This window comes from Isoptericola sp. BMS4, from assembly GCF_011634835.1.
Lineage (GTDB): Bacteria > Actinomycetota > Actinomycetes > Actinomycetales > Cellulomonadaceae > Isoptericola.
In genome coordinates, this window is the sequence record NZ_SIRP01000001.1 from 559517 (window position 1) to 573363 (window position 13847).

Annotated in this window: 15 protein-coding genes; 10 read left to right on the forward strand and 5 right to left on the reverse strand. The window is 75.7% G+C overall.

From position 1 onward, the window contains the following. The first annotated feature begins 112 nt into the window (after positions 1 to 112). Together EYB28_RS02440 and EYB28_RS02445 are read left to right on the forward strand one after the other, a co-directional pair. Complete coding sequence (locus EYB28_RS02440) at positions 113 to 871, forward strand: TipAS antibiotic-recognition domain-containing protein (protein WP_166844541.1); 759 nt, start codon at positions 113 to 115, stop codon at positions 869 to 871. 86 nt (positions 872 to 957) lie between these two features. Beyond that, the gene (locus EYB28_RS02445; RefSeq protein ID WP_166844543.1) at positions 958 to 1380 is read left to right on the forward strand and encodes a hypothetical protein; all 423 of its coding nucleotides are present in this window, start codon (positions 958 to 960) and stop codon (positions 1378 to 1380) included. 27 nt (positions 1381 to 1407) lie between these two features. Here EYB28_RS02445 and EYB28_RS02450 read toward each other — a convergent pair whose 3' ends face one another. Further along, complete coding sequence (locus tag EYB28_RS02450; protein WP_166844545.1) at positions 1408 to 2397, reverse strand: hypothetical protein; 990 nt, start codon at positions 2395 to 2397, stop codon at positions 1408 to 1410. A gap of 108 nt (positions 2398 to 2505) precedes the next feature. Between EYB28_RS02450 and EYB28_RS02455 the strand changes: the two genes are divergently transcribed. Genes EYB28_RS02455 through EYB28_RS02465 form a run of 3 tightly spaced genes read left to right on the forward strand, consistent with a single transcriptional unit; the run spans position 2506 to position 5435 of the window. Next, the gene (locus tag EYB28_RS02455) at positions 2506 to 3405 is read left to right on the forward strand and encodes a DUF1524 domain-containing protein (RefSeq protein ID WP_166844547.1); all 900 of its coding nucleotides are present in this window, start codon (positions 2506 to 2508) and stop codon (positions 3403 to 3405) included. Between the two features lie 18 nt (positions 3406 to 3423). After that, a complete protein-coding gene (locus EYB28_RS02460) occupies positions 3424 to 3912 on the forward strand; it encodes a heme-degrading domain-containing protein (RefSeq protein WP_166844549.1) in 489 nt (162 codons plus the stop codon). Further along, positions 3909 to 5435 (forward strand): amidohydrolase, encoded by a 1527-nt coding sequence (locus EYB28_RS02465; RefSeq protein ID WP_166844551.1) that lies wholly within the window; start codon positions 3909 to 3911, stop codon positions 5433 to 5435. Before EYB28_RS02460 ends, EYB28_RS02465 begins: the two co-directional genes overlap by 4 nt. 82 nt (positions 5436 to 5517) lie before the next feature. Here the strand turns inward: EYB28_RS02465 and EYB28_RS02470 are convergent, their stop codons facing one another. After that, positions 5518 to 7200, reverse strand: a complete 1683-nt coding sequence (locus EYB28_RS02470; protein WP_166844552.1) for a glycerophosphodiester phosphodiesterase family protein — start codon at positions 7198 to 7200, stop codon at positions 5518 to 5520. 157 nt (positions 7201 to 7357) lie between these two features. On the opposite strand from EYB28_RS02470, the gene EYB28_RS02475 reads away from it, so the two are divergent. The 3 genes from EYB28_RS02475 (at position 7358) to EYB28_RS02485 (ending at position 9910) form a co-directional block, all read left to right on the forward strand. After that, a complete protein-coding gene (locus EYB28_RS02475; RefSeq protein WP_166844554.1) occupies positions 7358 to 7693 on the forward strand; it encodes a TraR/DksA family transcriptional regulator in 336 nt (111 codons plus the stop codon). Between the two features lie 21 nt (positions 7694 to 7714). After that, entirely contained in the window at positions 7715 to 8338 is a 624-nt protein-coding gene (locus EYB28_RS02480; protein ID WP_166844556.1) for a uridine kinase, read from the forward strand. A gap of 174 nt (positions 8339 to 8512) precedes the next feature. Beyond that, complete coding sequence (locus tag EYB28_RS02485; protein ID WP_166844558.1) at positions 8513 to 9910, forward strand: adenylosuccinate lyase family protein; 1398 nt, start codon at positions 8513 to 8515, stop codon at positions 9908 to 9910. Between the two features lie 7 nt (positions 9911 to 9917). Here EYB28_RS02485 and EYB28_RS02490 read toward each other — a convergent pair whose 3' ends face one another. After that, a complete protein-coding gene (locus EYB28_RS02490; protein WP_240930357.1) occupies positions 9918 to 10292 on the reverse strand; it encodes a metalloregulator ArsR/SmtB family transcription factor in 375 nt (124 codons plus the stop codon). Positions 10293 to 10371: 79 nt separating this feature from the next. Here EYB28_RS02490 and EYB28_RS02495 point away from each other — a divergent pair, with 79 nt between their 5' ends. After that, a complete protein-coding gene (locus EYB28_RS02495) occupies positions 10372 to 11778 on the forward strand; it encodes an FAD-dependent oxidoreductase (protein ID WP_166844562.1) in 1407 nt (468 codons plus the stop codon). Between the two features lie 109 nt (positions 11779 to 11887). Further along, positions 11888 to 12178 carry a hypothetical protein gene (locus EYB28_RS02500; protein WP_240930358.1) on the forward strand — a complete coding sequence of 97 codons (291 nt, stop codon included), beginning with the start codon at positions 11888 to 11890 and terminating at the stop codon, positions 12176 to 12178. A gap of 27 nt (positions 12179 to 12205) precedes the next feature. Here EYB28_RS02500 and EYB28_RS02505 read toward each other — a convergent pair whose 3' ends face one another. Together EYB28_RS02505 and EYB28_RS02510 are read right to left on the reverse strand one after the other, a co-directional pair. Next, positions 12206 to 12484 carry a nucleotidyltransferase family protein gene (locus tag EYB28_RS02505; protein ID WP_166844566.1) on the reverse strand — a complete coding sequence of 93 codons (279 nt, stop codon included), beginning with the start codon at positions 12482 to 12484 and terminating at the stop codon, positions 12206 to 12208. A gap of 57 nt (positions 12485 to 12541) precedes the next feature. Beyond that, positions 12542 to 13810: an APC family permease gene (locus EYB28_RS02510; protein ID WP_166844568.1), complete on the reverse strand. Its 1269-nt coding sequence runs from the start codon at positions 13808 to 13810 to the stop codon at positions 12542 to 12544. Positions 13811 to 13847 lie beyond the last annotated feature (37 nt).

The window sequence follows — 13847 nt, forward strand, 5'->3', positions numbered from 1 at the left end:
TGACCGGGTCACCGCGGCGACGGGGTGCACCGTGCTCCCCGTCGCCGACCCGTGGGTGGCGTCGACCGACACCCCTTGCGGTTGACGTGACGTCAACCTCTAGCGTCGAGTCATGACCCGTTCGATCCAGGACGTCGCCCGCCTCGCCGGCGTCAGCAGCCGCACCCTGCGTCACTACGACCAGATCGGCCTGCTGCCGCCGTCGAGCACCGGAGCCGGCGGGCTGCGCCACTACGACGACGCTGCGCTGCGGCGCCTGCAGCGCATCCTGCTCCTCCGTGACCTGGGCCTGCCGCTGACCGACATCGCCGGCGTGCTCGACGAGCAGACGGACGAGGCCCACGCGCTGCGCGGGCACCTCGACCAGCTGCGCGCCGAGCAGGACCGGCTGTCGCGCCGGATCGCGTCCGTGGAGCGAACGCTGACCGCACTGGAGAAGGGAGATCGGATCATGGCCGAGGACATGCTCGACGGGTTCGACCACACGCAGTACAAGGACGAGGTGACCGAGCGCTGGGGCGCCGACGCCTATGCCCGCTCCGACGCCTGGTGGCGCGGGCTCGGGGCCGAGGGGCAGGCCGCCTGGAAGGAGCGCATGCGGCGCCTCGGCGAGGACTGGGCCGACGCGGCACGGCGCGGCGTCGACCCGGCGTCGGACGAGGCGCAGGCGCTCGCCGCCCGGCACGCCGAGTGGCTCGGTTCGATCCCCGGTACGCCGGGACACGAGCAGGGGCGCCCGCCGAAGGAGTACGTCGTCGGCCTGGCCGAGATGTACGTCGCCGACGAGCGGTTCGCCGCGAACTACGGCGGCGTCGAGGGTGCCACGTTCGTCCGTGACGCGCTCGTCGGCTACGCCGAGCGCGAGCTGTAGCTCTGGACGGACAAGACCTGTCAGGGTGAGCGCGGGAGAGACGTCGCGCTCACCCTGACAACTCGGGCGCGTGCGAGGATGCCCCGGTGAGCGACGACTGGGCCAGGCAGCGCACGGAGGCGGCGCGCGTGCAGGCGGAGCGCCTGCGGGCGCGCCAGGACGCCGAGCACGCGGCGGCGGAGGAGCTGCTGCGCGCGTTCGTCGCCGCCGCCCGCGAGCGCGGCCCTGAGCCGGTGCCGCTGGAGGTCAAGGGCTACGGTGGCCGCGGCACGGCACGCACCCGCTTGCGTGGCTGGTACCTGCGCCAGGACCGCACCGCGGGCGTGAGCGCGGACGGCGACTTCTACGTGCTCACCGCGCCCCTGACCCCGCTCGACCGGCTGCGCGGCGCCCGGCCGGAGCCGAGCCGACCACCGCTCGTGCTCGGTGCGGGGGGCAAGGACGGCGACTCGATCGAGCTCGCCGCCGCGCTGGACCGGGTGCTGCCGGGCTGGCGGGACGCGCCGTAGCCGGCCCCGGCCGCCCGCGCATCGTCGTCACGCAGTGAGGGCCCGCGCGATCCGTCCTGCCACCTCGGGCGTCGCGAGGTAGCCGGTCGGCGTGCCGTCGGAGTCGAGGGAGACGGCCGCATGGCTGCCGGGAGCCCGGTTGACCACCTCGAGCGCCTCCACGGGAGGGGACCCGGCCGGCATCGGGAACGTCTCCGGCGTGATGTCGTGCAGGGCCAGCAGGTCCCGCGGGTCCCGGGCGTTGACCCACCGGTCGACGCCGGGCGGGAAGGTCAGCGGTCCCTGGTCGAGCAGCGCCTCGCGCACGGCGCGCACCGGCAGCGGCGCCCCCATCGTCAGCAGCAGCGGCACCTCCAGGTCCGCGGCACGCTCGGCCAGCACCGACCACGCGACGACCGCCCCCAGCGAGTGCGCCACCACGACGGCGGGCTCGTCCCGGGGCAGCGCGGCCGCGACGCCCTCGTCGACGGCCGCGCGGACGCCGTCGTCGTGCAGGTACGTCCACACGTCGCGCGCGAACAGCAGCACCGCGGCGCTCGACAGCCCCGGGAGGCGGTCCAGGGTGGCGAGCACCCCCGCCAGGGCCTCGCGCAGCCCGTCGGCCCAGTCGGAGACCCACCCGTCCGCCCAGGCCGCGACCCGCGCGGTCGGCGCGGCCGCCGCCGCGTGCGGCTCCTCGGGAGGCGTCACCCCGGCCCCCGACAGGGTCTCGCGCACGACGTCGAGCACGAAGCGGAGCTCGTCCACGGGCAGGTCGGGCACGGCGCGGCGCCCGAGCTCCGCGCCGTCGACGGAGCGCACCTCCACCGTGACGGGCGGGTCGGTGGCGTCGTGGTCCTCGACGAGGTGGGCGAGCATGTCGCCGTAGAAGACGAGGTCGGCGTCGTCGTCGCGCACCCGCAGCCGCGACCCGGCCGCCGTGAGGCCCGCGCCGAGCGCCGTGAGCCAGTGCTTCTCGATCGTCGCCGGCAGGTGTCCGTCGAGGTCACGGCCGTGAATCAGTACCAGTCGGGTCACACGGCGAGCGTAGGGCGTGTGCCGTGTCTCACCCGGCACGCCTCACCGTGCGGGGCCGTCCGCTCGGGCAGAGTGTCCCCGGCCACGCACCGCACCCAGGAGACACCGATGCCCGCTGCACCGCCCGACCACCGTCGCACCCTCCGGACGGGCCTCGCGGCCCTGCTGCTCGCCGGTGCGGCGACCGCCGCGGCCGGCTGCTCCGTCCCGTACGAGGCCCCCGCGTCCGCGCCGGGCACGGCGCTGTCGGCGCTGGAGGAGCTCGACGTCAAGGGCCGCGCCCCGAAGACGGGCTACGACCGCGACGAGTTCGGCCCGGCCTGGGCCGACGTCGACCACAACGGCTGCGACACCCGCAACGACGTGCTGCGGCGCGACCTGGACGACATCACCACCCGGGAGGGCACGCACAGCTGCGTGGTCCTCACGGGCACGTTCGACGACCCGTACTCCGGCACGACGATCGAGTTCCGGCGGGGGCAGGACACCTCGTCCGAGGTGCAGATCGACCATGTCGTGGCGCTGTCCGACGCGTGGCAGAAGGGCGCGCAGCAGCTCTCGGAGGAGCAGCGGCGGTTGCTCGCGAACGACCCGCTCAACCTGCTCGCCTCCGACGGCTCGCTGAACCAGAGCAAGGGCGACGGGGACGCCGCCACCTGGCTGCCGCCGCACAAGCCGTTCCGCTGCGCGTACGTGGCGCGGCAGGTCGCGGTGAAGCAGGCCTACGAGCTCTGGGTGACGCAGGCGGAGCACGACGCCATCGCCCGGGTGCTGGACACGTGCCCGGGCGAGGAGCTCCCGGCCGCGGACGCCGCCGGGCGGGCGCCCGCACCGGCCGACGACGGCGGCTCCGGCGACGCCGGCGACGCCGGTGGCTCCGGCGATGGGGCGACGGCGTACGCGAACTGCGACGAGGCGCGGGCCGCGGGCGCCGCCCCGGTGCACGAGGGCGACCCCGGGTACTCGCGGGCGCTGGACCGCGACGGCGACGGCGTCGGGTGCGTGTGACCGTGCGACCGTAGTGGCATGAGCACCCCGGACGACGTGACAGCACTGGTGGAGCAGGTCGAGGCGCAGGAGCGTGAGCTCGTGCTGGCCCGGTTCACGCACGACGACGCGTGGCGGCTGGGCCGCCACCTGGTCGACCTTGCCACCGAGCGCGACCTTCCCGTGACGGTCGACGTGCGCAAGGGACCGCAGCAGGTCTTCCACGCGGCGCGCGAGGGCACCACGGCCGACAACGACTCGTGGGTCGAGCGCAAGGTGCGGGTCGTGGAGCGGTTCGGCGCGTCGTCGTACCTCGTGGGACTGCGCGCGCGGGCGCAGGGGCACGACTTCAACGCCAAGCACCAGCTGCCCCTTCAGGAGTACGCCGCGCACGGCGGCGCGTTCCCGGTGCGCGTCGACGGCGTGGGGATCGTCGGCGTCGTGACGGTCTCGGGCCTGGCGCAGGGCGACGACCACGCGCTGGTCGTCGAGGCGCTGCGGTCGCACGCCGGCGCGGCGCACCCGTGACCGCGCTGCTGCTGACGGATGCGCGGCGGGCGGGAGCGCCGGACGCGCCCGTGGACGTGCTGCTCGACGACGGGCGGATCGTGGCGGTGCTGCCCGCCGGGGCCGGGCCGGCGGTCGCGGCCGCGGAGCGGGTCGACGTCGAGGGCCGCACGGTCGTGCCGGGGCTGTGGGACGCGCACACCCACCTCACCCAGTGGGCGATGGTGCGCCACCGGCTCGACGTGTCGTGGGCGACGAGCGCCGCGCACGCCGCCGAGCTGGTGCGCGACCGGCTCGACCGCGCGCGCCCGCCCGCCGGCGGGCAGCCGCTGGTGGGCTACGGGTTCCGGTGGGCGACCTGGCCGGACGAGCCCACGGCGGCGCTCCTCGACGCGGTCGCGGGTGAGGTGCCCGTCGTCCTGCTCTCCGGCGACCTGCACTCGGCGTGGGCGTCCACGGCGGGGCTGCGGTTCCTCGGCATCGCGGAGCACCCCACGGGGCTGCTGCGCGAGGAGGAGTGGATGCCCGCCAGCCCGCGCATCGTCACGGTGGACGACGGCGTCGCCGACGCCCTGGTGGCGGACGCCGCGCGGGCCGCGGCCGAGCGCGGCGTGGTCGGCGTCGTCGACCTGGAGGTGGCGGACAACCTCGCCGTGTGGCGCCGGCGGATCGCGGCCGGGTGGGACGGCCTGCGGGTGCGCGCCGGCGTGTGGGAGCAGCACCTCGACGCCGTGCTCGACGCCGGGCTGCGCGACGGTGACCCGCTCGTCGTGCCGGAGCCGGGCATGGACGCGCTGGTGCGCCAGGGGCCGCTCAAGGTGATCAGCGACGGGTCCCTCAACACGCTCACCGCGTACTGCTTCGACCCGTACGACGGGATGGGCGGCGGCCCGGCGACCCACGGCGTCCTCAACGTCGGCACCGACCACCTCGTGCCCCTCATGGCCGGCGCGCACGCCGCCGGCCTGCGGTGCGCGATCCACGCCATCGGCGACCGGGCGAACGCCCTGGCGCTCGACGCGTTCGAGGCGTCCGGCGCGGCGGGCTCGGTGGAGCACGCGCAGCTGCTGCGCCGTGACGACGTCGCCCGGTTCGCGGCGCTGGGCGTGACGGCGAGCGTGCAGCCGGAGCACGCGATGGACGACCGGGACGTCGCCGAGGAGCTGTGGCGGGGGCGCACGGCTCGCGCCTTCCCGCTGGCGGAGCTGCGGGCGGCCGGGGTGCGGCTCGCGCTGGGCTCCGACGCCCCCGTCGCGCCGCTGGACCCGTGGGCCGCGATCGCCTCCGCGGTCACCCGGTCCCGCGACGGGCGGGACCCGTGGCACCCGGAGCAGCGCATCGACGTGCGGGCCGCGCTCGCCGCCTCGGTGGACGGCCGGGACGTGGGGCTGGCGGTCGGCGGCCCGGCCGACCTCGCGCTGCTGGACGCCGACCCGCTCGCCGCCGGCACCGGGGACGACGTCGACGGCGCCGCCACGGCCCTGCGCGCGACGCCCGTGGCGGGCACCCTCGTCGCCGGCCGCTGGACCCACCGCGGGTTCTGACGTCCGGTCGGCAGACCATACCCGGGTCGGCACACATGTCTGCCGACCCGGGTACGGTCTGCCGACCCGGCCGCGCGGCCGGTCAGGACCGCAGCGCCTCGATCTCCGCCAGCAGAGCGTCCCGCTGCTCGGCGTCGTCCACGTGCTTCGTCACCACGCGGGCCAGGCGGTCCCAGTCCTCGCCGTGCAGGGCGGAGAACAGCTGCTGCGCCTGCCCGGTGGACAGGTCGAGCCCGGCCAGCGCGGCCAGGAGTCCGTGCGCCTTCGGCTCCTCGGGTCGGTCGCCGGCCTGCTCCCGCGCCGCCGTCCACCCGACGTGCTCGCCGGCCCGGTTGGTGATGACGCCCTCGACGCCCAGTTCGGCGAGCTCGGCCCAGTCGGCCGCCGAGTCCACCGTCCACACGAAGACGCCGACGCCGGCCGCGTTGAGGTCCTGCACGACGGACGGGCGGGTGCGCAGCGCGCCCGCCGAAGGGTTGTAGTACGTGGCGTGCAGCGCCTCGGCCGTGGCGACCGGGTCGGCGTCCAGGCTGCCGCGGAGCAGGCCCAGCGGGATCTGCGGCGCCTTGTCGTGGGCGTACCGCAGGGCGTTCTCGTCGAAGGACTGGAGCACCACACGGTCCTCGACCCCGGCGTCCAGGATCATGTCGATCACCCGGTCGACCTCCTCGCGGGTCTCCGGGCCCTTGATCTCCAGCAGCAGGTCCGAGGAGCCCGTGCCCATGAGGTCGAGGACGTCGGCGAACGTCGGCACCGGCTGCTCGGCGAACGCGGGGCTGAAGAACGACCCGGCCTCCAGCCCGGCCAGGTAGCCGACGTCGAGGAGGGCCACGTCTCCGGTGCCGTTCGTCGTGCGGTCCACGGTCTGGTCGTGCATGACGACCGGGACGCCGTCGGCGGTGGTGTGCACGTCGATCTCCACGTACTCGGCACCCGTCTTCATCGCGGCGGCGTACGCGGCGAGCGAGTTCTCCGGGGTGACCGACGAGTAGCCGCGGTGCGCGGCCGTGGCGGGCAGCTCGCCGTCGTCGTTCACCACGGGCCTGGGCGCCAGCTCGGTGACGACGACGTCGTCGATGCTCACGCGGGCGCCGTCGGCGGCGAAGCCGAGCACGCCGTCGTCCGAGCGGTCGATGCGGCCCTCCAGCACCTCCTGGCCGTCGAAGATCCAGGTGGCGTCGTTGCCCTGCACCTCGATCGCGATCTCGACGTCGTTCCCGACGCCGGCGTCGGTGGGTGCGGAGGCCGTGTACGGCACGCTCCACGAGTTCGCGGCGGTGCGCGTGGCGAGCTCGATGCCGTTGCTCGCCGTCGTCTGCGACCGCATCGCCGCCTGCCACCACGGGACGGACCCGTCGGGGGAGATGTCGAGGATGGGTGCCATCCACCGGCCGGCGTTGTTCACCTGGTCGAAGCGGACGGTCGCCTCGAAGCGGTAGTTCTCCAGGTGGGGGCCGAACGTGATGCGCCCGATGCTCGACGGCTCGCCGACGAGGCGGCCGTCGGCCACCGCCCACTCGCCGGTGACGGCGTCCCATCCCTCGGGCAGCGCGCCGTCGGCGACGGAGTCGAAGTCCTCGGTGTAGGCGACGTCGCCCGGCTCGAAGGGCACCGCGGCGGCGGCGACGGGTGGGGCCGCGAGGGTGGCGGCCACGGAGCCGCCGGCCACCGCGGCGGCGATGGTGAAGGCGAGTGCGGCGGAGACGGTGCGCGTCCCCGGCGGGGAGAGCAGGGAGCGGCGGCGGGTGGTCCTCGGCGGCGTCATGGCGGTCCTCTCGGCGTGGCGGCGCCGTGCGGCCGTGGGCGGCACGGCGGTCGGTCGCCGGGGACGCTAGGAACGGCGGGTGTCCGCGCCGGGTGCGGCCGGGTGGCGCGTCGATGACGGCCCGACGAACATCCGGTGCCGGTGCGAGACTGCTCCGATGAGCGACGCCCGCGCACGGCTGGAGGCCCGGCTCGCCGCCGTCGACGAGCGGCTGGCGGCGCAGCGGCGCGCGGTCGCCGGCCTCGTGGAGGCGGCCCGGGACTCGAACGCCGACGACGAGCACGACCCCGAGGGCAGCACGCTGGCGTGGGAGCGGCAGCAGGCCGCGCGCCTGGCCGCCGACGCCCGCGACGAGCGCGAGCGGCTCCTCGCCGCGCTCGACCGCGTGGCCGCCGGCACCTACGGCGTCTGCGAGGTGTGCGGGCGGCCGATCCCCGCCGCGCGGCTGGAGGCGCGGCCGGCGTCGACCCGCTGCGTGGACCACGCGAGCTGACCGGCGTGGCAGCATGACCGGGTGCACGTGCAGCCGGTGACCGCCGACGGCGTCGTCGCGCACGTCGTCGGGCGGATCCTCGACAGGCCCGCCGGAGCACCGGTGCGGGTGCTCGTGGACGGCCACCCCTCCACCCGGCCGGAGGCGGTGGCGGACGCCCTCGTCGAGCCGCTGCGCGTCGAGGGGCGCCCGGTCGGGCGGGTGCGCTGCCGCGACTTCCTGCGGGCGCGGTCGCTGCGCCTCGAGCGGGGGCACCGCGACCCGGACGCCCTGCTCACCGAGTGGATCGACGTCGACGGACTCGACCGCGAGGTGCTGCGGTCCGTCGTCGAGCGCGGGCGGTACCTGCCGAGCCTGCGCGACCCGGACACCGGCCGTTCGACGCGCGCGGGCTACGAGGACGCGCCGCCCGGCACCGTCGTCGTCCTGGACGGGTCGTTGGCGATGGGCCGCGGGCTCGAGGTCGACCTTGCGGTGCACCTGGCGCTGCGGCCCGCCACGGAGACACGGAACACGCCGCTCGACGACGCGTGGACGCTGGCCGCGTACAGCCGGTACCGCCGGGAGGTGCGCCCCGAGCGGAGGGCGGACGTGGTCGTGCGCGTCGACCACCCGGACCGCCCGGCGCTGGTGCTGCCGGGCTGACCGCGGGCGCACCCCTGCCCGTGCTCAGAACCGGCAGAGGCAGAACGGGTGGCCTGCCGGGTCGGCGAAGGTCTCGCCCTGACCGGCCACCGACACCCGCACCGGCGGCGGTGTACACCGGGGCCGGTGCGGGGCGATCATGCTGCACACCGCCGTCGAGCCCCGGGAGCAGTCATGATCGTCGCACCGTTCGGCAGGTTCACCGAGGGGCGGGTGCCCGACCCGGGTGTCGCCCGACTGTTCACGCGTGAGAACCGCTGGCAGGCCAGGCTCGACGTCGAGGCCGCCCTCGCGCTGGCGGAGGCGGACGCCGGGCTCATCCCGAAGGAGTCGGCACGAGCCATCGCCCTCACGGCGCGGATCGAGAAGCTCGACATCAAGCGCGTCATGTCGGCGACGGCGGAGGCGAGCCATCCGCTGGTGCCGCTCATCGAGGAGTTCGCCCGGGCCGTCGGGTCGAAGCACGGCGGCTGGGTGCACTGGGGTGCCACCACGCAGAACATCACCCAGACGGCGGACGTGCTGGTGCTGCGGGACGCGCACCGGGCACTCCTGCGGCGGCTGGGCAGCGTCCTGCGAGCGGCGGGCCGGCTCGCGGACGCGGCGGCGGAGCTGCCGATGGCGGGCCGTACCCACTCCCAGCACGCCGTGCCGGTGACGTTCGGGTTCAAGGCGGCCGTGTGGATCGACCAGCTGGTCGCGCACGCGGAGCGGCTCGAGCGCCTCGACGACCGCCTGTTCTGCGTGCTCATGGGCGGGGCGGCGGGCACGTTCGCGTCGTTCGGGGATGCGGGGCGGGCCGTCGAGGCGGGTGTCGCCCGCCGTCTGGGCCTGCACCCGATGCGGGTGCCGTCCAGGTCGGTCAACGACGGCATCGTCGAGCTGGTGCTCGTGCTGGCGCAGCTCGCGGGCACGATCGGCAAGATCGGCAAGGACGTGTACGCGCTGATGCAGCCCGAGTTCGCCGAGGCGTTCGAGCCGGTGCCCGAGGGCACGGTCGGGAGCTCGACGATGCCGCACAAGCGCAACCCGCAGCTCGCCCTGGACATGATGACGATGTCGGCGGAGCTGCGCGCGCTCGCGGCGCCGGCGCTCGAGTCGATGCTGCACGACCAGGAGGCCAACGGGGCGATGACGGCGCTGCTCGAGGACGTCTCGGCGTCGGCGGCGGTGCTGGCCGGCGACATGCTGGCCCGGCTGGAGGTCGTGGTCGACGGCCTGGAGGTCGATCCCGAGCGCATGCGGGCGAACATCCGGCTCTCGGAGGGCATGATCGGCTCGGAGTCCCTCATGCTCGCGCTGGGGGAGAAGGTCGGGCGGCAGCGCTCGCACGACGTGGTGTTCGAGGTGGCGCAGGCGGCGGCGACGAGCGGCCGACCGTTCGTGGAGCTGCTGCGCCAGGACGACGTGGTGGGCGCGGCGTTCGACGACCGGGAGCTGGCCGAGCTGCTCGACCCGGCACGCTATCTGGGGCTGAGCGTCGAGATCGCCCGTGACCTGGCGGGCTGCGCGGCCCAGGTCGCGGACCGGTTGGAGGCCCTGCCCGAGCGCGTGGCGCCGGCGACGCGGTAGCGGTGACCTACCTGGCGGTGTCGCCGATGTCGGCGATGTCGTTCGCGAGGCCGTCGAGGGTGCCGGGGACGAGCGCGTAGTAGCCCCACCGGCCACGCTGCTCCCGGGTGAGCATCCCGGCGTCGACGAGGATCTTGAGGTGGTGGCTCACGGTGGGCTGGCTCAGGCCGACCGGCTCGGTGAGGTCGCACACGCAGGCCTCGCCGCCGCCCGCCGCGGCCACGATCGACAGCAGCTGCACGCGCGTAGGGTCGCCGAGCGCCTTGAACGTGCGTGCGAGGTCGCGTGCCCGCTCGCCCGTGAGGGGCGCCTCGGTCACGGGGTCGCAGCAGGCCGCCGGGTCGGTGCCGGGGGTCGTGGTGACCGGGAGCGTCGGGGGCATGCCCTCCATCTTGCCACGCATCGAAGTTTGTGGATACGTTGAGCCTCGCATCGACGAACTTCGATCAAAGGGGTGGAGCATGGGGACGACGACGGGGTCACCGGTCGTGGTGATCGGCGCGGGGCCGGTGGGCCTGGCCGCGGCGGCGCACCTGCTCGAACGGGGGCTCGACACGCTGGTCGTGGAGGCCGGCGACGGCCCCGGCGCGGCGATGGCCGCCTGGGGGCACGTCCGGCTCTTCTCGCCCTGGCGGTACGACGTCGACGCGGCCGCGCGCCGCCTGCTCGAGGCCACGGGGACGTGGGCCGAGCCCGACGCCGACGCCCTGCCCACCGGGGCCCAGATCGTCGAGCAGTACCTCGCCCCGCTGGCCGCCACCCCGGCGCTGGCCGGGCGGATCCGGTACGGCACGCGGGTGACCGCCGTCGCCCGTGACGGCGCCGACCGCACCCGGTCGCTCGGGCGCGAGCGCCGCGGATACCGCGTGCGGACCGTCACCGCGGACGGCGAGGTCCACGACGTCGTCGCCCGCGCGGTCGTGGACGCCTCCGGCACCTGGGGCACGCCCAACCCCGTGGGCGCCAGCGGCATGCCGGCCGTCGGGGAGGCCGACGCGGGCACCTACCTCGCCGGGGCGCTGCCCGACGTCCTCGGCGCCGACCGGGCGCGCTTCGCCGGCCGCCACACCCTCGTCGTCGGCATGGGGCACTCCGCGGCGAACACGCTGCTGTCCCTCGTCGAGCTCGCGGACGCCGAGCCCGGCACCCGCATCACCTGGGCCATCCGCGGCGGCTCCCCCCGGCGGCTCTTCGGCGGCGGCACCGACGACGAGCTGCCCGCGCGCGGCCTGCTCGGCACCAGGCTCCGGGAGGCCGTCGACGCCGGCCGGCTCGAGCTGCTCACCCGCACCTCGATCGAGCGGGTGTTCCCGGACGGCGACATCGTGCGCATCCAGGGCTCGGCACGCCGGGCGGGAACCGACGGCGACCTGGACCTGCCGGTGCACGTCGTCGTCAACGCCACCGGCTTCCGCCCCGACCTCGACATGCTCCGCGAGGTCCGCCTGGAGCTCGACCCCGTCGTCGAGGCGCCCGTGCGGCTCGCCCCGCTCATCGACCCGAACCAGCACTCGTGCGGGACCGTGCCCCCGCACGGGGAGTCCGTGCTCGCACACCCGGACGACGGGTTCTACCTCGTGGGCATGAAGTCCTACGGCCGTGCCCCGACGTTCCTCCTGGCCACCGGGTACGAGCAGGTGCGGTCGGTCGCCGCGGCCCTCGCCGGCGACCGGGCCGCCGCCGACCTGGTCCACCTCGAGCTGCCCGAGACTGGCGTCTGCTCGACGGACCTCGGCGACGACGGCGGGTCGTGCTGCGGGACCGCCCCGGAGCCGCAGCTCGTCACCCTCGGCGTCGGCGGGCCGGCCCCGGTCGGCTTCGCCACCGGCGTCGAGCACGGGCGCTCCGGCGACGGCCCCGACGCCTGACGGGACAGGCCGGGCGGGCGGGTGGAAACCGTCCGCCCGGCGCGCGGGCGCACCCGCGCGGTGCCATCGTGTGGCCATGGAGCCACGGCGGGCGGACAGAGCGCGGGCGGTGACGGCGGGACTCGCCGTCGCCGCCGCCCTGCTCCTGCTCGCGGGGTGCGCGGCCGGCGCCAACCCGGGCGTCGACACCACCACCGCGTCGGGCGCCGGCCCCTACGGGTTCTGGTGGGGCCTCTGGCAGGGGATGATCCTGCCGGTCACGTTCGTCGTCTCGCTGTTCACCGACACCGTGTCCGTCTACGAGGTGCACAACACCGGCAACTGGTACGACGTCGGCTACGTGCTCGGGATCAGCCTCGTCTTCGGCGGCCCGTTCGGGGCGAGCCGCGCCCGCGGCTGAGCGTCGTCGGGCGTCAGGAACACACGATCACTGCGGGCGGAGTGTCGCAGCGAGAGGCTCGAGGTGGTTGTCGAGCACCCGGCTGAACTCCTCGCCCAGTCCGGCGACTCGCATCAGGGCGTTACCGCCTTCGGGCTCCAGATCGACGAGGACGTCGATGTCGCTCGCCGACATGGCGTCGCCGCGCGCGACCGACCCGAACAGCCGCGGGTTGCGCGCGCGGTAACGGCGCAGGACTCGGTCGAGCTCCTCGCGGTGTGCCGCGATGGTCTCCCGCAGGACCCGAGACTCGGCGGTGACGCTCATGCAGTCAGCCTAGCGAGGACCCGGCGAACAGTCCGGGGGACGCGACGGCTCGGACCCTCAGGGGTGTCGCCGCAGCCGCAGCGCCCGCACCAGCAGGCCGACGGCGAAGACGCCCAGCCCGGTCAGCACCGCCGGGAGCGGCAGGGTCGCGCACAGCACCGCGCACCCGGCCAGGCCCACGGCCTGCAGCGCCCGCGGGTAGAGCCGGCGCTCGCCGTCCTGCGTCCACGCCGAGGCGTTCGCCACCGCGTAGTACACGAGCACGCCGAACGACGAGAAGCCGATCGCGCCCCGCAGGTCCACGGTCAGCACGAGGGTGACCGCGACGACCGCGAGCGCCACCTCCGCCCGGTGCGGCACCCGGTAGCGCGGGTGCACGGCCGACAGGAACCGCGGCAGGTCGCCCTCGCGTGCCATCGCCAGGCTGGTGCGCCCGATCCCCGCCACCAGGGCGAGCAGCGCGCCCAGCGCCGCGGCGGCGGCCCCGACGCGCACGACGACGCCCGCCCACGGCGTCGCGGCCACGGCCTCGGCGAGCGGCGCCGTCGTGCCCGCGATCCCGTCCAGCCCGAGCACCGCCAGCAGGGTCACCGCGACGACGGCGTAGACGACCACGGCGCCGGCCAGCGCGAGCACGATCGCGCGCGGGATCGTGCGCCGCGGGTTCCGCACCTCCTCGCCCATCGTCGCGATCCGGGCGTACCCGGCGAACGCGAAGAACAGCAGTCCCGCCGCCTGCAGCACGCCGTAGACGACCTCCCCCGGGGCCCCGGGGACCAGCACGGTCAGCCCGGCCGCGGCCGGGGCCTCCACCGTCCCGCCGGCCCACGCCACCGCCGTCCACACGGCCAGCGTCAGGAGCACCAGCGCCACGATCCACCGGGTGAGGCGGGCGGTGCGGGTCACGCCGCGGTAGTTCACGGCGGCCAGCGCCACGACCGCCGCGGCCGCCACCGGGCGCTCCCACCCGGGCGGCGCCGCGTACGCGGCGAAGGTCAGCGCCATCGCGGCGCAGCTCGCCGTCTTGCCGATCACGAAGCCCCACCCGGCGAGGTACCCCCACCACGGCCCGAGGCGCTCGCGGCCGTACACGTACGTGCCGCCGGCGACCGGGTACTGGGCGGCGAGCTGCGCCGACGACGTCGCGTTGGCGTACGCGACGACCGCGGCGAGCGCCAGCGCCAGCAGCAGGGCGGCGCCCGTGCCGGCGGGCAGGACGGCGCTCGCGGCCGGCGTGAACGCGGCGAAGACGCCGGCGCCGATCATCGAGCCGAGGCCGATGACGACGGCGTCGGTGGTGCCGAGCCGGCGGGCGAGCTGGGTCACGGGTCTCCTTCGTGAGTTGTCAGGCTGAGCGCGTCGT

Excerpts from the sequence above, each read along its gene's own strand:
- EYB28_RS02440 (WP_166844541.1), top strand. The coding sequence starts at position 113 with ATGACCCGTTCGATCCAGGACGTCGCCCGCCTCGCCGGCGTCAGCAGC.
- EYB28_RS02455 (WP_166844547.1), top strand. The coding sequence starts at position 2,506 with ATGCCCGCTGCACCGCCCGACCACCGTCGCACCCTCCGGACGGGCCTC.
- EYB28_RS02460 (WP_166844549.1), top strand. The coding sequence starts at position 3,424 with ATGAGCACCCCGGACGACGTGACAGCACTGGTGGAGCAGGTCGAGGCG.
- EYB28_RS02470 (WP_166844552.1), bottom strand. The coding sequence starts at position 7,200 with ATGACGCCGCCGAGGACCACCCGCCGCCGCTCCCTGCTCTCCCCGCCG.
- EYB28_RS02475 (WP_166844554.1), top strand. The coding sequence starts at position 7,358 with ATGAGCGACGCCCGCGCACGGCTGGAGGCCCGGCTCGCCGCCGTCGAC.
- EYB28_RS02485 (WP_166844558.1), top strand. The coding sequence starts at position 8,513 with ATGATCGTCGCACCGTTCGGCAGGTTCACCGAGGGGCGGGTGCCCGAC.
- EYB28_RS02490 (WP_240930357.1), bottom strand. The coding sequence starts at position 10,292 with ATGCCCCCGACGCTCCCGGTCACCACGACCCCCGGCACCGACCCGGCG.
- EYB28_RS02495 (WP_166844562.1), top strand. The coding sequence starts at position 10,372 with ATGGGGACGACGACGGGGTCACCGGTCGTGGTGATCGGCGCGGGGCCG.
- EYB28_RS02505 (WP_166844566.1), bottom strand. The coding sequence starts at position 12,484 with ATGAGCGTCACCGCCGAGTCTCGGGTCCTGCGGGAGACCATCGCGGCA.